The sequence below is a fragment of the Candidatus Methylacidiphilales bacterium genome, assembly GCA_033875315.1.
Lineage (GTDB): Bacteria > Verrucomicrobiota > Verrucomicrobiia > Methylacidiphilales > CAZTYG01 > JANRJG01.
This window is the reverse complement of the sequence record JANRJG010000038.1, coordinates 219,771-239,728: the sequence shown is the minus strand read 5'-3', so window position 1 is coordinate 239,728 and position 19,958 is coordinate 219,771. Positions and strand designations below refer to the sequence as shown.

Annotated in this window: 14 protein-coding genes and 1 tRNA gene; 6 read left to right on the top strand and 9 right to left on the bottom strand. The window is 61.4% G+C overall.

Going from position 1 to position 19,958, the window contains the following annotated elements:
* Positions 1–45 precede the first annotated feature (45 nt).
* Positions 46–852, bottom strand: a complete 807-nt coding sequence (locus SFU85_11625) for a prepilin peptidase (GenBank protein MDX6767427.1) — start codon at positions 850–852, stop codon at positions 46–48.
* 711 nt (positions 853–1,563) lie between these two features.
* Between SFU85_11625 and SFU85_11620 the strand changes: the two genes are divergently transcribed.
* The 3 genes from SFU85_11620 to SFU85_11610 all read left to right on the top strand — a co-directional run bounded on the left by SFU85_11620 (position 1,564) and on the right by SFU85_11610 (position 5,836).
* A complete protein-coding gene (locus SFU85_11620) occupies positions 1,564–4,110 on the top strand; it encodes an N-6 DNA methylase (protein ID MDX6767426.1) in 2,547 nt (848 codons plus the stop codon).
* Between the two features lie 3 nt (positions 4,111–4,113).
* Positions 4,114–4,656 (top strand): type II toxin-antitoxin system VapC family toxin, encoded by a 543-nt coding sequence (locus SFU85_11615; protein ID MDX6767425.1) that lies wholly within the window; start codon positions 4,114–4,116, stop codon positions 4,654–4,656.
* Positions 4,657–4,726: 70 nt separating this feature from the next.
* Complete coding sequence (locus SFU85_11610; GenBank protein ID MDX6767424.1) at positions 4,727–5,836, top strand: hypothetical protein; 1,110 nt, start codon at positions 4,727–4,729, stop codon at positions 5,834–5,836.
* 334 nt (positions 5,837–6,170) lie between these two features.
* Here SFU85_11610 and SFU85_11605 read toward each other — a convergent pair whose 3' ends face one another.
* The 6 genes from SFU85_11605 to SFU85_11580 form a co-directional block, all read right to left on the bottom strand.
* Entirely contained in the window at positions 6,171–7,061 is an 891-nt protein-coding gene (locus SFU85_11605) for a shikimate dehydrogenase (protein MDX6767423.1), read from the bottom strand.
* 227 nt (positions 7,062–7,288) lie between these two features.
* Entirely contained in the window at positions 7,289–8,563 is a 1,275-nt protein-coding gene (locus SFU85_11600) for an NAD(P)/FAD-dependent oxidoreductase (GenBank protein ID MDX6767422.1), read from the bottom strand.
* A gap of 6 nt (positions 8,564–8,569) precedes the next feature.
* Positions 8,570–9,265: a hypothetical protein gene (locus tag SFU85_11595; protein MDX6767421.1), complete on the bottom strand. Its 696-nt coding sequence runs from the start codon at positions 9,263–9,265 to the stop codon at positions 8,570–8,572.
* 64 nt (positions 9,266–9,329) lie between these two features.
* Positions 9,330–10,604, bottom strand: coding sequence for a hypothetical protein (locus SFU85_11590; GenBank protein MDX6767420.1), 1,275 nt, complete (start codon positions 10,602–10,604; stop codon positions 9,330–9,332).
* A gap of 63 nt (positions 10,605–10,667) precedes the next feature.
* The gene (locus tag SFU85_11585; protein ID MDX6767419.1) at positions 10,668–11,915 is read right to left on the bottom strand and encodes an MFS transporter; all 1,248 of its coding nucleotides are present in this window, start codon (positions 11,913–11,915) and stop codon (positions 10,668–10,670) included.
* A gap of 101 nt (positions 11,916–12,016) precedes the next feature.
* Entirely contained in the window at positions 12,017–12,703 is a 687-nt protein-coding gene (locus SFU85_11580) for a zinc metallopeptidase (protein ID MDX6767418.1), read from the bottom strand.
* Between the two features lie 152 nt (positions 12,704–12,855).
* Here SFU85_11580 and SFU85_11575 point away from each other — a divergent pair, with 152 nt between their 5' ends.
* Positions 12,856–15,624, top strand: a complete 2,769-nt coding sequence (locus SFU85_11575) for a phosphoenolpyruvate carboxylase (protein ID MDX6767417.1) — start codon at positions 12,856–12,858, stop codon at positions 15,622–15,624.
* On the opposite strand, the gene SFU85_11570 is transcribed toward SFU85_11575, so the two are convergent.
* Positions 15,621–16,532 (bottom strand): alpha/beta fold hydrolase, encoded by a 912-nt coding sequence (locus tag SFU85_11570; protein ID MDX6767416.1) that lies wholly within the window; start codon positions 16,530–16,532, stop codon positions 15,621–15,623. The genes SFU85_11575 and SFU85_11570 overlap by 4 nt on opposite strands.
* A 17-nt stretch (positions 16,533–16,549) precedes the next feature.
* Between SFU85_11570 and SFU85_11565 the strand changes: the two genes are divergently transcribed.
* Positions 16,550–17,554, top strand: coding sequence for a DUF6268 family outer membrane beta-barrel protein (locus tag SFU85_11565; protein MDX6767415.1), 1,005 nt, complete (start codon positions 16,550–16,552; stop codon positions 17,552–17,554).
* A gap of 26 nt (positions 17,555–17,580) precedes the next feature.
* On the opposite strand, the gene SFU85_11560 is transcribed toward SFU85_11565, so the two are convergent.
* Entirely contained in the window at positions 17,581–19,671 is a 2,091-nt protein-coding gene (locus SFU85_11560; GenBank protein ID MDX6767414.1) for a hypothetical protein, read from the bottom strand.
* 98 nt (positions 19,672–19,769) lie between these two features.
* Here SFU85_11560 and SFU85_11555 point away from each other — a divergent pair.
* Positions 19,770–19,854: transfer RNA gene (locus tag SFU85_11555), tRNA-Ser, on the top strand.
* Positions 19,855–19,958 lie beyond the last annotated feature (104 nt).

Below are 19,958 nucleotides of genomic sequence, written 5' to 3'. Positions count from 1 at the left end.
ACTTCGCGTTCTTCGCGCCCTTTGCGGTGAAACGCATTTCCCGGCTCAAGGCGATTTGATCACTGCCCAATAGGCGTCCATCCAGGTCGATCCGCCCAGCATCCAAATCATCGCCGCCGCCACCAGGTAGGGCCCGAAGGGGATGGGAACGCCCCACCGGCCCCGCCGGGCCAGGATCATGGCCAGGCCGAAGGAGGCCCCCAGCATCGAGGAGACGGCGACGATGAACAACACCGCCTCCCAACCGAGGAAGGCGCCCATCGCCCCAAGCAATTTCACATCGCCCATGCCCATGGCATCCTTCTTCATCACCGCCGTGCCGATCATGGCGATGAGCAGAAGGCCGCCCGCGCCGATGAGCAGGCCGAAGAACGAAAGCCCCAGCCCGCCCCACCAAAAGCGCGCGCCCTGGAGCGCGGGGCACAGCGCGCTGGCCAGCAGACCCGCCACACACCCGCCCAGCGAGATTTCATCCGGGATGATGAAGTGGTCGAGGTCGATGAAGGCCGCCACCAAAAGAGAGCAGCCGAAAGCGGTCAGGAGGAGGGCCTGCAGGGGATCGGCCCCCTGCACGCGCCAGACGGCGGCGAACCAGCCCGCGGTCAGCAGTTCCACAATGGGGTAGCGGGCGGAAAGCTTGACCAGTCCGCAGCCGCAACGGCCCCGCTGGGCCAGCCAGCTCAGGACGGGGAGGTTGCGCCACCAGGGAAGGACGATCCCGCAGGCGAAACACCGTGAAGCAGGCAGCGTGATGGACCGCCCCAACGGCATGCGGAAGATGCAGACATTGAGAAACGACCCGATGCAGAGGCCGACGGCAATGACAAAAACGAAGGGGAGAAATCCGGACATAGGAGTAAGTCGCCATTCAAAACGAGCTTCCGCAAACCCCAAGCAAAATCAGCAAGACCCCCTCTGTGTAAGTCTTAGAAATGCAGTCGAATCACAGAGAGCACACAGGCATAAGAGGGAAATGAGTGGAGGGCTATCGGCTGTCAGCCATCAGCTTTAGGCTTCCCAGAGGGCCGAAGCGCCAGGGAACCGCGCGGCGACTTCTGCTATCTTCACCCTGTAGGGGAAGCGGGCCGCGTCCCAGGCCATTAAGTCATCCGCCTCTCCCAACTAGAAATCAGAAACAGGAAACCAGAAACCAAAAACACCCCTTCTCTTGTGGAAAGACGATCTCCCCAAAAAGCTGTGCGGGATTGCCGGGTATGCTAGAACGAAAATCAGCATGGGACTTGCGAAGCAAAAGGGGCTGGCGGGTGGAGGAATGGAATGGATTTGAAAGTATCGAAATCTGTCAAAATTTCAGGTGTAGACCCTGTGAGCCATTGACACCGCCTCGAATGGTTCGGGGAACCATATTGCGGCAATGTGCATTTTGGTCCGATATCAGGAAACCTTTTCGAGCGAATCCTCGGTATGATTTGCACCCCGCCGCGATGAAGTTAGACGCAGGCTGAAAACTAAGTGTTTGGATGATTCAACTGAACATACCGAAATATATTCCATGCGGCATTGCCGCAATGAATCTATTTCTGTATTAACTTTGGTGTCAAAATGCACGACTCTATCACCAGCGAACGCCATCAGCGATTGTTCAATGATGTTTTAAGCAGCATCGGACGGCTTGGCTATCGCGGGTCGCTGCTAAAGCGCGATTACCAGTTCACCGACTGGTTCTGCTCGACTGCGGAACAATCCACGATTCCGGCGGCGGCGTTTGGTCGAACGCCTGTGGACTATGACTCGGCATGCATTGCGGTGTTTTTTCAAAACGGCGAAAGCCCGCCACTCCGTTACCGTGCTCTTGGAGCGCCATTTGCGATTGAAGTTCAGGAAAGCGGAATTGTCCCATGGTTCATCGGGCATGGTACAGACAGCACAAGACAGGCAGCTAAACGAATTCCCCCTGATGCAGTGGACCGTTTCTTCAGCGATGTCGCACAGAAATGGAGTCCAGCGGAGGTGATGCGAGCGAAGAACATTGGCAAGCCAGTCGGCCCGACAGAAATTGACTGGGTGGATCATGGTCTGATTCCCGCACTGGAAAAGGAAATCAGCGGCAAGCTCGACCGTCTGTTGCGCGAGGCATTGACCGCAGGGCAGAAGGCATACCGTAGGAGCACCGGGCAGGCTGTGGAAATTGAGGCGCTTTATCGGCTCGTCTTCCGATTCGTCGCGGCAAAAGTGTTTCATGACCGGCGTGTGCCAGGGTTCATTCAGTTGGATGCGAATGAAAATGCCCGGCACGTGCTTCAATCCGTGTGCAGCTTTTACAAAGAGCCAAACAACCATGTCACTGACCAAGCCACACAGGAAGCCGTCGCCGCTGCGCTATGGACGAAGCTTGGTTTTCAAAATCTCTCCGTGGACGCGCTCGCGCTTATCGCCGAGGACACTCTGGTGGATGGCGATCTGCGGAGGCAACATGGTATCCATAGCACACCGCGCAGCATCGCCCGCTATATTGTTGAGCACCTGCCCATCAGTGACATCGTGGAAGATGAGCGCCGCATCGTTGAGCCCTGCTCGGGCCACGGAGTTTTTTTGGTTGCCGCGCTCAAGCGATTGCGCGATCTGCTTGGACCAGATTGGACGGAGCAGGAACGTCACTGCTACTTCATCAAAAATCTCCATGGCTACGAGCAAGACGCGTTTGCACGCGAAGTTTGCAAGTTGAGTCTCACGCTGGCAGACTTCCCTAATCCAAACGGATGGAATGTGCATCCAGCGGACGTGTTCACGTCTCGCAAGTTTGTCGATGCGCTCGCTGAAGCTCGCGTGGTGCTCTGCAATCCACCTTTCGAAAACTTTAAGCCGAAAGAAAAAGCTCGATACGGTTCATTCGTCGGCACATCCAAACCGCACGATGTTTTGCAGCGCACGCTGCGTTACTGCCACAAGGATGCTTGCCTCGGATTTGTTTTGCCCCGTGCTTTTATAGATGGACAGAGTTACCGGCAAATCCGTCGGGAGCTGTTAGAGCGGTTTTCAGCTATCGATTTAGTTGCATTGCCCGACAAAGTTTTTCGCCATGCCGAAGTCGAGACAGTCTTGCTGTTAGCACATTCGCCCGAACCGCATGACCGTACTCGCGTCAATTTCAGCGAAGTATTGCAACGCCAGCGCAATCATTTTCTAGAAACTGGTGAAGTTAGTCGAATAGACACGACTTCATTCGATGCGGCGGCAGCAGAAATCAAAGGTCTTCACGTTCCAGTAATGCAGGAGATTTGGGAGCGGCTGGCACATTTGCCAAAGTTAGGCTCAATCGCGGAGATTCATCGTGGCGTGGAGTGGCAGCCCCCGTTTGACCAGACAAAATACATTTCGGAAAAAGAACGTCCGGGTTGGCTGCGTGGTTTGCTCAATGTAGAACAGGGGCTTGAAGCGTTTTCTCCTCCAAAAGCTTGCTGGCTGAACCCAAATCCGAAGCACCAACGAGGTGGCGCTTGGTCTCTTTCTTGGGAAAAAGCAAAAGTCATTGCTAATGCAGCGACTAAATCTAGGACAAGTTGGCGGCTTGCAGCAGCACCTGACACGTCGGAATTGGTTTGCACACAAAGATATCACTGCCTGTGGCCGCTGAATGGATGGAGCGTAAACGCATTGGCTGCTTTGCTCAATTCACCAGTCGCATCTGCATTTATTGCATCGCGCGAGAACAAACGTGACGTTCGCATAGTTACTTTGTTGGAGTGCCCTGTTCCCCAACTTGACCAAAACGACATGATTGTCCTCGAAGGACTTGTGGACGATTATATGGCCGCGCTCAACGACAAGCCTGAAGCCCGTTTTGAACTATGGGGCGGCGGAAGCTGGGAGCAACGAGCGAAAAAGATACTGCTCCAGATGGATGCACTCATCCTCAAAGGCTACAGTCTTCCGCCATGGCTGGAGCGTCGGCTGCTGGATTTCTTCCGTAGTGAACGGCGACCCGTGCCTTTCGACTTCGGTGATTATTTTCCGGCAGACTTCACCGCGAACATCCCTCTCTGGCGCTACGTCTCATCTGCATTCCAATCCAGCCGCACGGACTTGATTCGTCCGTTCATCCCGAAGTTCAACGACCCGGCTGTGACCGAGGCATTGGAGGAGTTCTAACCGATGAGCGACGTCTACCTCCTTGATACCAACGTTATCTCCGATCTCACGGACGAGACACGCACGGGGCATGCCTCGCTCAACGCCCGTTTCGCGTCCGTCCAGGACCAGGTGCTTCTACCCAGTATGGCTGTTGGCGAAATCCGCTTCGGCTTCGCCAAAGCGCCCAATCTCCGTCCTGACAAACGCGCAACGATTAACACTTTCATTGCTCGCTTTGACCAAGTGCCGTTCGACAAGGATTGTGTAGAGCCTTACGCAATTGTCCGTGCGGAGCTTTTCAAGATGCACGGAACGCCGGATGGGAAGCGCTCGAAATTTATTGAAAAACATCCCGAAGATCTGGCCGAAAAAATCACCGGAAAAGAACTCGGCATTGATGAACCCGACCTCATCATCGCCAGCATTGCGATGGCGATGAATTTGATTCTCGTTACCAGCGATGCCAAATTAGGAATGAACCGTGTAAAAGAAGCGGCTGAAAATGTTTTCCATGACGGTAAGTTTCCGGTTCGACTGAGAATTGAAAACTGGTCATCAGCCTAACTTCTTGCGCATGCGCAAAGTATCGGCCCTGCTTGTGGTCACTTTTATCAGCTGAAAAAATAAGAGACCCATGGCAGAACCCCTGAAAAACGCCTTCGGGCCGGAAGTTGCCGCGGGGATTGCCCGGCAGATTCTTCGGGTCCATCGAGCTTTTCCTATCCAACCTTTCCTGCGCGATGTCCGGAAGGGCTACCATGCGCTCAACCTGATGGCCCGTGGCCGCCACATCGCCCACGCACTCAAGAAGCACTTGCCTGCCGAGTATCCCAAGGCCGTCGGCATTCTTCAGGAATCGCTCGGTTCGCGCCCGGATTCGACGGGCAATGCCCTGGCCTCCTTCTTCTATCTGCCACACACCCAGTTTGTTTCGGAGTTCGGCCTCGAGCACCTGGCGGTTTCACTCAAGGCGCAATACGAATTGACCAAGCGGTTCACGGCCGAGTTCAGTATCCGGCCGTTTCTGGTGCGTTATCCCAAAGAAACCCTGGCCCGGCTGCATGAATGGTGCGAGGACCCGGATGTGCATGTCCGTCGCCTGGTTTCCGAGGGCACCCGTCCGCGCTTGCCCTGGGGAATGCGCCTGAAGCATTTCCAGCGCGATCCCTCACCGGTGCTGGCCCTCCTGGAAAAACTCCGGGACGATCCCGAGCTCTACGTCCGCCGTTCGGTGGCCAACAACTTGAACGACATCGGAAAAGATCATCCCGATTTGCTGGCCCGCACGGCGGCCCGCTGGCTGAAGGGAGCCTCGCCGGAACGGCGTTGGATCGTGGGCCATGCACTGCGTTCGGCGGTGAAGCGCGGAGAGCCCGGGGCTCTGCGGGTGCTGGGTTGCGACCGGCCGGTGAAGGTGGGGATCGGCGATGTGGTCATCTCGCCGGGCCGTCCGTCCATTGGCGGTGCGGTCCGGGTGGGATTTTCGCTGCGCAATCCCGGGAAAAAGGCCCAGCGAATCATGGCCGACCTGCGCATCCACTTCGTCAAGGCCAACGGGAAAACCTCGCCCAAGGTATTCAAATTGAAGCAACTGGAATTGGGGCCGGGGGATAGCGTGGAATTGGGCAAAAAAATCAGTGTGGCCGTGCAGACCACCCGGAGACCCTATCCCGGGATTCACCGCGTTGAGGTTCTTTTGAATGGACGGCCGCAGTCTTTGGGGAAATTCTGGTTGCGGGAGTGAACGGGTTGGGACGGTCTCCCTGGCGACAGGATAGCTTTCAATCAAAACCCATACACTAGCATGCAAAAGGAACAAAATTGTATGGAACAACCATACAAATAATAAAAAGATTCAGTGTTTTTGTGTGAGGGCGGGGCATGGCCCGGGAAACAATCGAAAACCCCGGTCTTTGCCGTCGCCCGGGCAGGACGTTTTGAGTGCAAGTTGAGAAGATTGGGGCATTTTGCATCTAATCTACCACTCGTTCTCATACTCTTACTCGTTCTCGTGCTCTCTGAATGGGAGAGAACGAGCACGAGTGCGAGTAAGAGAAACCAGTGGAAACCACTGCCAATCAAACGCGGTGCGCTTTAGCCTCTGCCGCCAGCGCCTGCCGCATTTCCTCAACGGGCGCTTCTTTTCCGGTCCAGATTTCAAACGACAAGGCGCCCTGGTGGAGCAGCATGGAAAGGCCGTTGGCGGTCCGGGCCCCGGCCCGGGCGGCTTCCCGCAACAGACCGGTCGGTGAGGGGTTGTAGATGGTGTCGTAGACCAGATGGTCAGGTCGGAGCAGGGAGCCCGCCAGGGCCGGGGGATCTTCCGCTTTCAACCCCACCGAGCTGGCATTGACAATCAGGTCGGTCGCATCCAAGGCCCCGGCCAGTGGGCCGTTTTCCCACGCCACCACACGGACACGCTCCGCTTGGTCCAGTTCCCTCGCCAGCTCGTGGGCGGTTTCAAGTGTGCGATTGACCAGAACCAACGACCGGCATCCTTCCCTCACCGCTTGGTGGGCAATGGCCCGGCCCGCGCCGCCGGCGCCGAGCAGCAAGATGCGCTGGTCCCGGACCTCGACGCCGAAATCCTCCCGGATGGCCCGCGACCAACCCGCGCCGTCAGTGCTGTGCCCTTCAAGCGTTCCATCCCTGTTGACGACCGTGTTGACGCCACCGATCGCTTCCGCGCTGGCCTCCACCCGGTCCATCAACGGGAAAAGGGCATTCTTGTGCGGAATGGTGCAGTTCCAACCGGCAAAGGGAAGGCGTCGCATGGCTTCCACACCGGCGGCCAATTCCTCGGGGGCCAGGGCGATCTTCAGGTAGCGGGCGGAAAGGCCGCAGGCGCGGAAGGCGGCCTCCTGCATGGCTGGGGAAAGCGAGTGCGCAACCGGCCAGCCGATGACCCCGTAGAGAGGCACATCGCCCCGGAGGTTTCCCAAACTCTGTGCGGTGATCACCTCGGACATGATCCAGAACGATAGCCCGCCCTGCGGCTCAAGGAAGTGCAAAGCGGCGCTGCCCGCTAAACACGCGTGAAAGCGCGAAAAAATGTTGGAACAGGCCAAACAAGGCGAACATACGTGGTCCAGTATTCCGTGACACAATCTTCAATCTTCGGCCTCCCCCTTGAGGCTTTTATAGATCCGGCTTACGAGTGTTTCGCGGGCAATCTGCCAAAAGTTGCGGACAAGGATCAACCAGCCCGGGCGGCCGCCGTCCCGGCCAGATAACCGGTGGTCCAGGCGGCTTGGAAATTGAATCCGCCCGTGACCCCGTCGATGTCCAGGGCCTCGCCGGCGAAGTAAAGCCCCGGCACGGTCCGGCTTTCCATGGTCCGGAGGTCGACCCCGGCCAGGTCGACGCCCCCGGCGGTGACGAATTCCTCCTTGTTCATGCTTTTACCGGCCACGGAGAGGGTGGTTTGTTTCAAGCGGTCAGTGAGGATTTTTTCGGACTCGCGGCTCCATTCCGACCAATTGAGGGAACAGGCGGCCAGACGTTCCCAGAGGCGCTGGGGGATTTCCGGGAAGGGGCTCAGGGTGCCGACCTGCTTGCGGTTCCATTCCGCCCGCACTTGGCGGAAGCGCTCGGCCAGGGCATCGGGCCCGTGGTCGGGCAGCCAGTCGATCTTCACGGGGAAGTGGTAGTTCTGTTCCTGCATCCAACGCGCGCCCCAGGCCGAGAGCCGGAGGATGGCCGGTCCGCTGAGGCCGTTGTGGGTGACCAGCAGGGCGCCCTGTTGGCGCAGCCCGGTTTCCGGAACCGAGGCCGCCACCCGGGCCATGCTCAGACCGGCCAGGCCTTCCAAGAGCGGATTGCGGATGTGGAAGCTGAAGAGCGAGGGCGCCGGAGGGATGATCACGTGTCCGAGGGCGGAGGCCAGGGTCTCGCCACTGCGCGTTCCGCCGCTGGCCACCAACACCCGGGCGGCGTGCAGGATGCCGGCCGGGGTGTGCACGGCAAAACCGCCGCCGGTCTGTTCCAGTCGCTCCGCCCCGCAGCCGGTCCGGACTTCGACCCCCAGACGGCGGGCCTCGCCCTCCAGGCAATCGATGATGGTTTGTGAGTGGTCGGTGAGGGGAAACATCCGCCCGTCGTCCTCGGTCTTGAGGCGGACGCCGCGGGCCTCGAACCAGTCGACGGTGTCGCGGGGTTGCCAGCGGGTGAAGGCCCCGATGAGGGCCCGGCCGCCGCGCGGGTAGTGCTTCACGAGTTCGCGGGGTTCGAAGCAGTGGTGGGTGACGTTGCAGCGCCCGCCGCCGGAGACGGCCACCTTGGCCAGGGTGCGCGGGCTTTTTTCCAGGATGAGGGTGCGGGCCTGCTTGTCTTGGCGGGTGGCGGCAAAAGACAGGGCGCCGAAGAATCCGGCGGCCCCGCCTCCGATGACGATCAGGTCCCAGCCATCAGGAGACGGCTTGTCCACCGCGGGCCGGGCGGAGGCGGAAGGACGGGGGACGGAGGACGGCATGGAAAATCAGCGGAAGGCGATGCGGGTGATTTTTTGGCCAAGGGCCTGTCCCAGTTTGGCGGCCAGACCGGGCTCGCGCTTGAGTTGTTGGGCACGGATGGAACTGGTGGTGCGGCAGACGGCCAGACCACGCACGGCATCGACGTAATCCAGGGTGGAATCCTGCGCGGCCTCGGGTCCGACCACTTCGGCCCAGATTTGTTGCATGCGCTGGGGATTGCCCGATTGGTTGCGACGGATCTTGTCCATCAACCCGTGCATCCAGAGGGAACGCACGCGTTTGGCCCGTTCCTGGGGGGTGAGCGGGCTGTGGTCGCGGTCGCGGCTGATGCGGGCGTAAAGCTCGCGCTCGTGCGTGGTCATGGCCCGCCCATGGGATTTCTGGAAGGTGTCGCCCACACCGCGCATCTCCGAGGACTGGGCCAGGAGGCGGTCGTATACCATCTGCTCGTGGCGCACGCGCAGGAGTTCGCGCGCGGCGGGATCGGGTTGGTCGCGGGCGAGTTCGGCATCGACTTCCTTCCAGACCCGGACGTAATCGGCCCGGGCGACTTTCAACCACGGGCGGTCGGGGTCGCTGCCGCCGATGAAAAGATGCAGGCCACCGGAGGCGAGGGCGTCGCGCTTGGCCCGCGACTTGTGCTGGCGCTGGAGGTCGAGCTTGCGGTAGGTGGCCCACTCGCGTTTTTTCTCGGCTTCCATGGGGGGATTCAACCACGAAGGGACGCGCGAAACACGCGAAACTGTACAAAGAAGCGGGGGAGGATCAAACCGCGGGGGTGTGGGGTGGGGTTTGTGCTTTCCATGCCGGAGCGAGGCCCAGGGCCCTGTATGAGGCCGCGATGTCCGGAGCCAGGCTACGTCCGAGTTCGAAGGCCAGGCGCAGGGCCAGCATCCAGGTGGCAACTTGGACGGCGAGGAACACCTGGCCCTCCATCGAGTTGACCAGATAGCCGACCGCCAAGACCAGAGCGGCCAGCCAGCGGAGCGATTTATGCGAGGCCAACCAGGGAACCGCGAGATAGAGGAGAATCAGGCGGTGGGGCCAGTTGTGGCCGAGCGCGAAGGCTGTCAGATAAAGCATGGTTCCCATACGGAAGAGGACCCGGTTGGGATCATCGGGGGTGGGGGGGGCGTTCCATCCGCGGCGGAGCCCTTGCAGACCGAAAAGCAAAGGGCCGAGGAAGCCGGCGACGAGCAAAAATTGATAAAGCCCATGGCACCAGGATGGGGATTGAAAATGGCCGTGGCGCGGAAGTGCGTTGGACTCTTCCGGGTTGGCCGAAAGGGACTGACTGAGGCGGGAGCCGAGCACTCCGCTGCCGAAGGCGCAGATATTGGGCCGGGGGGTGGACCGGTTCAGTTGCTGCAATTCACCCTTGTGGCAGGCGAACCAGGCTGTGCAAATGACCAACCCTGCGGCCACCCAGAGGAGGGTCCGGCGCTTTCCGTCCACGAGGACGGGTAGGGCGGCGAAAGGGATGATCTTGAGCAGGGCGGCCAGGACCACTAGAGCGGTGGAGGCCCCCCGGCTTCGGGCGGCGAAGTGGCCTGCGGCCACCATCAGGGCAAAAATGACGATTTCATTGTTAGCCGAGGCCATGGCGTTGAGGGAGGGCGGGGAGAGCAGAAAGGCCAGACACCAGACGGTCTGTGCGGCTTGAAACGGCCGGAAGCAAACCATCCAAGCGACCAGGTAGAGTGCGGCCAGAGCCAGCCCGAAAGGGCGCGCATCCTCCACGCCCAGGCCCAGATGACGGATCCCGGCCCAGATAGAAGGGTAATTATTGAGGTAGGGCCCGCTTTGCCCCCGGGCATCCCCGTAGGGGTCCCTGCCATCGCGGACGGCATCTGCCATGTGCAGCAAGGCCATTTCGTCATAAAAATTGGGTTGTGCCAGCCAGGGAAGATGGCCGAAGGGCAGGGCCGGCCAACGAGCCACATCCAGCCCATTGGCGGTGCCCATGATGAGCGAAATCCAAATGGCAACGGCCACGAGGGCCGTTACCGCCGCCCACCCCAGTTGCCGTGTCCGGTCCATGCGGTATAAAAACACGGCCCACCGTCCCGGGCACGCAGAAAAAAGGGAACGGGCGGTGGGGACTCAGGCCGCCTGCGCTTTGGGTTTCCAACGAATGGCGATAAACACCCCCAGACCGACGATGAAAAATACCGTGTTCACCATGGTGGCGGTGCGGAGGCTCCAAATCTCGGCCCCTTGGCCCAGGGCCAGCGGGCCGACGACCGCGGCGAGTTTGCCGAACAATCCCCAGAACCCGAAGTATTCCCCGGATCGGCCGGCCGGGGTGAGGCTGGAAACGACGGCGCGACTGGCCGACTGGGTCGAGCCCATGACCAGGCCGGCACAGGCCCCGATGATCCAGAAGGAAGTCTTGTCCGTGCACCAACCGGCGGAAAACGACACCACCACCCAACCAAGGAGGGAGGCGATCAAGACGGGGCGGGCACCCCAGCGGTCTTGGAGCCAGCCAAAGCCCAGGGCTCCGAGGGTGCTGGTGACCTGGAGTGCGGCAAAAAGGATGATCACCTCCTCCTGGGTGAATCCGTAAAGGTCGCGGGCCACGATGGCGGCGAAGGCGAAGACGGCGGACAGGCCGGTGATATAGAAAAAGAAGGAGACGAAGAACCAGGCCAGGGTGCGGTGGTGGCGGATTTCGTGGAAGGTTTCGACCAGTTTGCCCCAGGCCGCCCGGGCCGCCCCGGCGGCGGAAATACCGGGCTGTGGGACCGCGCGTTCGCGCAAGAGGAGGAGGGTGGGGAGACTGGCCAGGAAAAAGAAGGCGCCGGTCATGGCGAAGGTCCAGCGGACGGGGTCGGCCAGCGCTGTTCCCTTGATCAGGAATAGCGCCAACCCCAGGCTGAGCAGGCCGCCGCAGTAACCAAAGCCCCAGCCGTAGGCCGAGATGCGTCCGACGTTCTCGCGCGTGCTGATCTCCGGAAGGAAGCTGGCGCAGAAATTTTCCCCGATGGAAAAAGCGATGTTGGCCAGGAAGACGAGGGCACAGGCCAGGAGGAGGGTGCCGGGTCCGGTCCAGAAAAGCGACGCTGTGGCCAGGCTGCAGACCCAGGCGGAGAGGGCGAGGAAGGTTTTCTTGCGTGCGGTCACGTCGCCGACGGCACCCAGCCAGGGCGCGGTGGCGATGACCACGATTTGGGAAAGGGCGAGGACGAGCGACCAGAGTCCGTAGCCGCCGGGTTTCCCGCCATTGACCGATTCGACAAAGTAGATGCTGTAAACCACGGTGATGATGACCGTGGTGAAGGAGGAGTTGGCGAAGTCGTAACAGGCCCACCCGAAAATCTCTCGCCGTCGGACGGGAACGGAAGACATGAATGAAATTAGATTTCCGATTTTAGATTGGCGAGGGTAAAGGGAGGGCACAAAAAAGGCGGGCCCTTTTGGTGGGGCCCGCCTTTGGGGAGAGGTCCGGTTCAGTCGCTCCGTCGGCCCATGAGGAGGGGCAGGAGGTAGTAGAGCATGTAGGCCAGCGAGGTAATGAAGGCGGCCACATAGGTCCAACCGGCGGCGTTCAGGACTTTGCGGACGCCGATATCGGCTTCCTCGGTCGTGACCAGTCGCATCTTGTTCAAGATGACCACCGCGCGGCGCGAGGCATCGAATTCGACCGGCAGGGTGACAAGGTTGAAGAGCATGATCACGCCCCAGGCGATGGCCATGATGAGGAACATCTGGGGAGTCGAGATCAGGCCCATGAACAAACCGATGATCGGCAGCCACGTGACGACCTGGTTGGCGTAGGTGGTGACGCCGACCGAGGCCATGCGCCATTGCAGGGGGGCATAGGCGATCTTGTGCTGGATGGCGTGACCGCATTCGTGCGCGGCCACGCCGAGGGCGGCGGCGTTGTCGCCATGGAAGTTTTCCGAACAGAGCACCAGCTGCTTGTTCATGGGGTTGTAGTGGTCGCCGAGGAAACCCTGGTGTTCGACGATTTCGACGTCGTCGATCCCGGCGGCGGCGAGGATGCGGGCGGCGGCGGTGGCCCCGGTGAGGCCGGAGCCGGCCGGGACTTGGGCGTATTTGTGGTAGGTGGACTTCACCCGGGCGGCGGCCACGAGCGAAATCACCATGGTGACGATGAAGATGATGAACAGCATTTTAACTCCTTTGGTGCGACAAATTACTGAGTGCGACCGGCAAGGCAAGGGCAACCGGTCGATTTTTTACAAAGGCTTGTGCCAGAAAAATTTATTCTCCCCGAAAGCTTCCGGTTTGCCCTGAGCACGGATTTTGCTCATCCTCCCCCGCCGTGACTGCACAGGATTTTCGCGAAGTGGGTTTTTCCAAGCTGGACCAGGATCTCTCCTTTCTCATCGGGGCCTTCCGGGAGGTCTTGGTGGAATTGGGAGAAAGCGAGGTGGCGGCCCAGCTTCCCTGGTCGTCCGGGACCAAGGCACCGTCCAAGGCGGCCCCCTTCACGACCAAGCTGGGGCAGGCCTGTTCCATCGGTTTTCATCTGCTGAACCTGGTGGAAGAAAATGTGGCCGCGCAGATGCGCCGGGCCCGGGCCAGCACCGAACCCCCCCAGGTGGAGCCGGGTCTATGGGCCGACCACCTGCGCGATCTCAAGGCGGCGGGATGGAAGCCGGAGGCGGTGGCAGCCGCCCTTCCCGGCATCCGGGTCGAGCCGGTCCTGACCGCCCACCCGACCGAGGCCAAGCGTTCCACCGTGTTGGAATTGCACCGGGAACTCTATGTGTTGTTGGTGCAGCGCGAGAACCAGATGTGGACGCCGCTCGAACTCGGGGCCAACCGGGCCCAGATCAAGGTGGTGCTGGAGCAGCTCTGGCGCACCGGCGAGGTCCTCCTGGAGAAGCCGGGTGTTTCCAAGGAACGCCAGACCATCATGTATTACCTGCGCGAGGTCTTCCCCGCCGTCCTGCCCCGGTTGGACCTGCAACTGCGGCAGGCTTGGGAGGCCGTGGGCTGGGACAAGCGGTTGCTGGCCGACCCGCAAAAACTGCCCCGTCTGCGTTTTGGTTCGTGGGTGGGCGGCGACCGGGACGGACACCCGCTGGTCACCGCCAAAGTCACGGAGGAATCCCTGCGGGAACTGCGCGAACAGGCCCTGCTGGTCCTCTTCCGCATGGTGGAGAAACTTCCCCGCCACCTCAGCATCAACGCCGCCGACCATGCCGCCCCGGCCCTTCTGGACAAAGCCATCCGCCGCAATATCCGCCTCCTCGGAGCCCGGGGGGAGAAAGCCGTGGCCCGCAACCCCCTCGAGCCCTGGCGTCAATTCGCCAGCCTCATCATGGCCCGTATGCCGGCGGCCCTCAACGAACTCGGACGGGTGGAGATCCTTGAACACGACGGGGCCTATCCAGGTCCTGACGACATGATCGGCGACCTCAAGCTCCTGCGCCAGTCCCTGCAAAAAATCGGGGCCGGCCGGGTCGCTGCCTCCGTGGTGGATCCGATCATCCGCGCCGCCTCGGTTTTCGGATTCCATCTGGCGGCATTGGATGTGCGCCAGAACAGCGCCTTCCACGACAAGGCCCTTTCCCAGCTCATGGTGGCCGCCGGGCTCGATGGTGCGGATTTTTCCGAATGGAGCGAGAGCGAGCGGGTGAGCTTCCTGGAGAAAGAACTGCGTTCTCCCCGTCCCTTCCTCCACGCCGAGGCCCCGGTGGGGCCCGAGGCCACCGCGGTTCTGGACTGTTACCGTGTGCTGGCCCGCCATCTGGCCCGCCACGGCGCGGACGGATTGGGGGCATTGATCACCAGCATGACCCGGCGCTATTCGGATCTTCTCGTGGTTTATGTGCTGGCCCGCGAAGCCGGACTGGCGACCGCGCACTCGGGACAACTGGTCTGCGACCTGCCGGTGGTGCCGTTGTTCGAGACCCTGGAGGATCTGGAGGCCGCGCCCGGCATCATGCGCAAGTTCCTCGACCATCCCGTCACCCGGGCCTCGCTCAAGCGCCAGCAACCCCGGGTCAAATGCCCGGTCCAGCAGGTGATGATCGGCTACAGCGACAGCAACAAGGACGTCGGCATCCTCGCCAGTCAATGGGCTCTGCACCGGGGCCAGGCCGAACTGGCCACCGTGGCCTCGGAATGCGGGACCGAGATCCGTTTCTTCCATGGTCGCGGTGGCACCATCAGCCGCGGAGCCGGACCCACCCACCGCTTCCTCGAGGCCCTGCCCCACGGGTCGCTCCTGGGCGATCTCCGCGTCACCGAACAAGGGGAAACCATCGCCCAAAAATACGCCAACCAGATCACGGCCGCCTTCAATCTGGAGGTCCTCCTGGCCGGGGTCACCGGCGTCACCCTGCATCACCGCAAGCGCTCGGTGCCGCACAGCTCCGATGAGGCCATTGCCTCCTCATTGTCCCGATTCAGCAGCGAGGCCTACCGGGCCTTGTTGCACCGGGAGGGTTTCATGGATTTCTACACCCAGGCCACCCCGCTGGACGCCTTGGAGCAAAGCCGCATCGGTTCACGCCCGAGCCGCCGGACCGGAGCCCGCACCCTGGCCGATCTTCGCGCCATTCCCTGGGTCTTCAGTTGGACCCAGTCCCGTTTCTACCTGCCCGGCTGGTATGGCGTTGGGACGGCATTGGAACGCCTGGAAAAAGAAGAACCGGACCTCTTCAAGGTCCTGTGTTCGCGGATCGGCAAGTGGCCGTTCCTGCGCTACGTCCTGACCAATGTCGAAACCAACCTCGCCAGCGCGGATCCGGTGATCATGGCCGATTACGCCGGCCTGGTACCTGCGGCGGCCTTGCGCCGGGCCTTCCTCGACGACATCCGTGGCGAATACCGCCGCTCGCGCAAAATGCTCGACCGCATCTTTGGCGGCCGTCCGTTGGAGCAACGCCGCCCGCGCATGCTCAAGACCCTCGAACTCCGCGATGCCCCCCTCCGGTCGCTCCACCGCCAACAGGTTGACCTCTTGCGGCACTGGAGGAAATTGCGCGACCGGGACCAGGCGCGCGAGGCCGCCGCATTGTTGCCGCAAATCCTGCTTTCCATCAACGCCATCGCCAGTGGATTGCGGACAACGGGTTAGGGATCGGCCGGCGGCCGCAGGAGGAATCCGGTCACGATTTCCTGGAATTCCTTCTCGAACGGGCGGTATTCGTGGCCGGTGCCCGGGATGACATACCAGGCCTTGGGGCCCCGGTAGCCGTCGTGCAGCGACCGGACCAACGCCACCGGCATGCGCACGTCATTTTCCCCGGCGATGAACAGGACGGGAACCCTGACCAGTTTCAGGGCTTCCACCGTGTCGACATCGCGGATGCGGAAACCGGCCCGGGCCTCGATCCGGGGTTCGGTCAGGGTCAGCAGGGGGAATTCCGGCAGGCCAAAAAACAAATCCGCGTGCCGGACCATGGTGTGGTGCAGGCTGTCGAAGGGGGCGTCGGCAATGACCCCGCTGATGCCCTCCGGGTGGTGGGCGGCGGTGTGGAGGGCGGTGACCGCCCCCATCGAGGTACCCCAAAGCACCACCGGGGAACCGGGCCGGCGCTGCCGGACCCAGGCCACGGCAGCGGCGGCGTCCTTTTGTTCGTGGTAACCGAGACTGGTCAGGCTGGGGTCGCTTTCCCCGTGGCCGCGAAAATCGATGGCCAGGGCCGGGCAGCCCGCCTGATGGGCCAGCAGAAGGTAGTTGAGCATGTGTTCCTTGCTCGCTCCAAAGCCGTGCAGGATCACCACCACCGGTTTTCCGTTTCCGGGGGCATCCATCCACCAAGCGACCAGCGACAAACCGTCGAGGGAACGGAATCGGACCCGTTCGGCGTCGATGTGCAGCAGGCCGGGCTGGAAAGACGGACGGGAGGTCGGCGGGACACGGGTGGCCAGGTCGGCCAACAAGCCGGTGATCAACCAAAGTCCGGCCGCGAGCAAGACCATCAGCAGTATTGCCATTTTTGCCCATCCGGGCAGACGGCGGCGGGCGGTTTTTGTGTCCATCCGGTGATGATGCCGGGGTGTCGCCCGGATTGTACAAAAAAGTGGATTTCCCGGAGCATTGTGGCAGTTTCCAGTCGATGAAAACGTCCGCCTTCACCTTGACCCTCTCCCTCTGTCTGGGAGCCGCCTGCCTGCCTGTGGTGGCCGAAGACGCCGATTGGCTGAAGGTGGAAGAGGGCCCCAAACGTTCGGCCATTGGCCATGAGTTCGGCCTGAGCCACAGTTACACCGACCGAGGCGAGATCGACCAGGGCGACAAAGAAGTCGGCAAACTCGGTTCGCAGGCGTCCAAGTTCTTTTACGTCATGACCACACCCGTGGCTGAAAAAGTCGCCCTCCGCACCGGAGTCGATTACGGCCGTTACTCCCTCGACATCCCGGATAACACCCTCCTCCCGAACACCCTCCAAAGTGTGGCCGTGACCCTTGGGGCCGATGTGGAACTCTCCGAGCACTGGCTCATGCGCTTCGAAGTATCCCCGGGCCTGTACAGCGACTTCCAGGACATTTCCACCTCGGATTTCAACGCCCCGATCATCCTCGGGTTCAGCTATTTGGTGGACAGCAAATTGCAAATTGTCTTCGGCTTGGCCGTCGATCCGCTTTTTTCCACCAAGATCAACGGGCTGATGGACAGCCCGGCCTTCCCCGGTGTCGGGGTCCGCTGGCAGTTTGCCGACAAGTGGACGCTCAACGCCATCCTGCCCGAGCCGGAAATCCAGTATGACTTCAGCGACCAGATCCAGCTCTTCGCCGGCGGACGCATCAAAGGGGGAAGCTACCGTGTCAGTGAGCACCATGGCAGTGATGTCGGACGCCAGGACTTCAACAATGACGTGGTCAGTTACCAGGAAGTGCGGGCCGGTGTCGGGGCGCGTTATCGCGTGCATCCCGCGGTGACACTGGAAGCCGAACTGGGATACACCCTCGAGCGTTCCCTCAGATTCCGCAACGAAGACGGATTGAACTACGATGGGGGTTCCGCCCCCTACGCCCAACTCGGTCTCAAGGGCAAATTCTGAACGACGGTTCTTCCCCGGCTGGCCGGTCACGGCTCCGAATAAAGTCCCAGCGCATCACCCAGCCACCAGCTCAGGGCCCGCACACCCAGGTCGGCCAGGGCCAGAGGGTGACGCCGCAGGGTTTTTAGAATCTGGCCGGTCAGGTCCTGTTCCATTTTTTCCATCGTGCCGCTGATCCTTACCCGGGCCCAGCAGAGGCCTTCCTTCTTCCGGGTGAAGACCGTGGTTTCCGCTTCCGGCAACCAGCCCAACCAGGATGCGGGCAAGCCGACCCAGACCGTTCCGGACAAGGGTCCTTCCGCCGCCACATCCAGGTTTCCCTCCAGTCCGATCTTTCCCGGCGAAAACAACCGCAGCCGTTCGATTTTCAACCGCTTGGTATCGCCCGTGCCGGCGAACTCGAATTGCTCGAAGCGCAGATCGCGCACCTCTTTGCGCTTGAGGAAACGGGCCAGGGTTTTTTGGAAGGCGAATTCCTGGAAGCGGGCGCCTTCAAGGCGGACCCGGGCCGTCCCACTGCCGTCTTCCAGCCTTGCGCTGGCGGAACTCCACTGGCCGGTGAGGGAAACCCTGCCTGCCACCCGTCCGTCGCCCTTGCGTGGACGCCAATAACCGGCGTCCAACCCCTGGAGGTCGAGATTCAGTTCCCAAGCCTGGTCCATGACCCAGTGGCCATACGCTTCGACCGTCAACCCATGCTGGGCCTTAAGGCCGAGGTGGGTCACATCGAATCGCCTGCCCGCCTGGGTGAAATTCAGATCCACCGTTTCCCAGTCAATCTGCGGGGGCAGATGGACATCGTAGCGCTGCAAAAGCGCCATGACAAAAGGACGGAGGCGGTAGCGGCAGGCCGGCAGGTGCAGGCTGCCGGAAGCCCGCGATTCCAGGGGCTCCTTCCAGGAACCTTCCCAAAAAACGCTCCCGGTCCCGCGCGCGTCGACCCGGGGTTTGAAATCCGAGGGCAACCAGCGTTTGAGATCGAAGTGGTCCAGGGTGAGGTTGGCCCGTGTCTGCTTGGTTTGTGCCTCGTGGTCCACCTCACCGCTCAATCCCAGTAATTCGCCTGCGTCCGCATCCAGATGCCGGATGCGGAACGTCTTGCCGTCGAAGGCGAACGAGCACTTCGCCCGCGACACCCGGATGGTCTTCAAGTCCTCGTTGTCATGCACGCGGGCCAGGTTCTCCAGCCAACTCCAACCACGGATTTCGACGTTCTCCAGTTTTACTTCGCCGTCGCTGGAGGTTTTCAACCCGCCGGCATCGGTGTCCCAGGCCAGTTTGCCCGTCAGGCGTCCGTCCAGTTTTTGAAGCCACTCGGTGGGTAGGGCCTGGCCGAAGGGCAGTTGGTCCACCTCCACCCGGGCCCGGATCGAGCGGTCCTCCCTCATCCCGATCCGGCCCGAGAGGAATACCCGGCCGGGATCCCCGTCCAAGCCGGCCAGACGTGCCTTGCGGATGTCGACCTTTTCCCGCGTGAGGAACAGGTCGAGGTCCTCGACGCGCATGACTGGAAAAAGCGGAAACCGGACCCGCCCGGCATCGGCGCGGTATTCGAAATCGCGACCGATCATGCGGGCCCGGAGGTTGAGGTCCTCGAGCACACCGGTCTGGCCCTGGAAGGGAAATTCCACCCGCGCCATGGGGCAGATGATTTCCGGGCAATAAAAGCGCACCGGCATGAAGAGGGCATACCAGGGTTTGGGACCGGCGACCCGGGGCCGCTTGAGCGCGTCAACCGGCGGGCGCAGCACGAAGGTGCCATGATCGATGGTGATCCGGTCCACTTGCCAGACCCGGCGGAGGATGGCCCAGGGATTGAAGACCGCGTGGATTCCCGAGGCATCCAGCGATCCGATGGCCTCGCCGGGCCAACCGGTGCTGGTGTAGGAAGGCGTCCGGGCTTCCATGCCTGTGACCATGATGGGCCCGAAAGTCCCGTCGACCTTCATGGATTTGGAAACCTCACGCGAGATCAGTTCCTGGAAGCCCGGGGATCGGGTCCAGTTTTCCAGGGGGGTTTTCCCCAAACGGAGGGCCAGGGGCAGGGAAATCAGGGCCACCAAAAGCAGGACGGCCAGGGTGGCCAGGACGGCGACGAAAATGCGGGGCCATCTCATGGCGGTCCAACCTGCCGGAAAGGCCTTTGGGCGGCCAACCTTTTCGGCTCGACGCCCGGGGAGGGAGCGGGTTACCTTCTCCCTTCATACCCGACCCGGGACAGGTGGCAGAGTGGTCGAATGCGCACGCTTGGAAAGCGTGTTTACCGCAAGGTAACGAGGGTTCGAATCCCTCCCTGTCCGCGCTCAAGGCGCGGCCCTCGCGAAGCGAGCGTATATAAACGATTCGAACGAAGTTCGAGCTCCAGCACCGAAGGGTTCGGTGCCGTCCATCAAACAGCCCGGAG

Coding starts and splice junctions, on each gene's coding strand:
- SFU85_11620 (MDX6767426.1), top strand. CDS start 1,564: ATGCACGACTCTATCACCAGCGAACGCCATCAGCGATTGTTCAATGAT.
- SFU85_11560 (MDX6767414.1), bottom strand. CDS start 19,671: ATGAGATGGCCCCGCATTTTCGTCGCCGTCCTGGCCACCCTGGCCGTC.
- SFU85_11615 (MDX6767425.1), top strand. CDS start 4,114: ATGAGCGACGTCTACCTCCTTGATACCAACGTTATCTCCGATCTCACG.
- SFU85_11600 (MDX6767422.1), bottom strand. CDS start 8,563: ATGCCGTCCTCCGTCCCCCGTCCTTCCGCCTCCGCCCGGCCCGCGGTG.
- SFU85_11590 (MDX6767420.1), bottom strand. CDS start 10,604: ATGGACCGGACACGGCAACTGGGGTGGGCGGCGGTAACGGCCCTCGTG.
- SFU85_11595 (MDX6767421.1), bottom strand. CDS start 9,265: ATGGAAGCCGAGAAAAAACGCGAGTGGGCCACCTACCGCAAGCTCGAC.
- SFU85_11625 (MDX6767427.1), bottom strand. CDS start 852: ATGTCCGGATTTCTCCCCTTCGTTTTTGTCATTGCCGTCGGCCTCTGC.
- SFU85_11605 (MDX6767423.1), bottom strand. CDS start 7,061: ATGTCCGAGGTGATCACCGCACAGAGTTTGGGAAACCTCCGGGGCGAT.
- SFU85_11610 (MDX6767424.1), top strand. CDS start 4,727: ATGGCAGAACCCCTGAAAAACGCCTTCGGGCCGGAAGTTGCCGCGGGG.
- SFU85_11580 (MDX6767418.1), bottom strand. CDS start 12,703: ATGCTGTTCATCATCTTCATCGTCACCATGGTGATTTCGCTCGTGGCC.
- SFU85_11570 (MDX6767416.1), bottom strand. CDS start 16,532: ATGGACACAAAAACCGCCCGCCGCCGTCTGCCCGGATGGGCAAAAATG.
- SFU85_11585 (MDX6767419.1), bottom strand. CDS start 11,915: ATGTCTTCCGTTCCCGTCCGACGGCGAGAGATTTTCGGGTGGGCCTGT.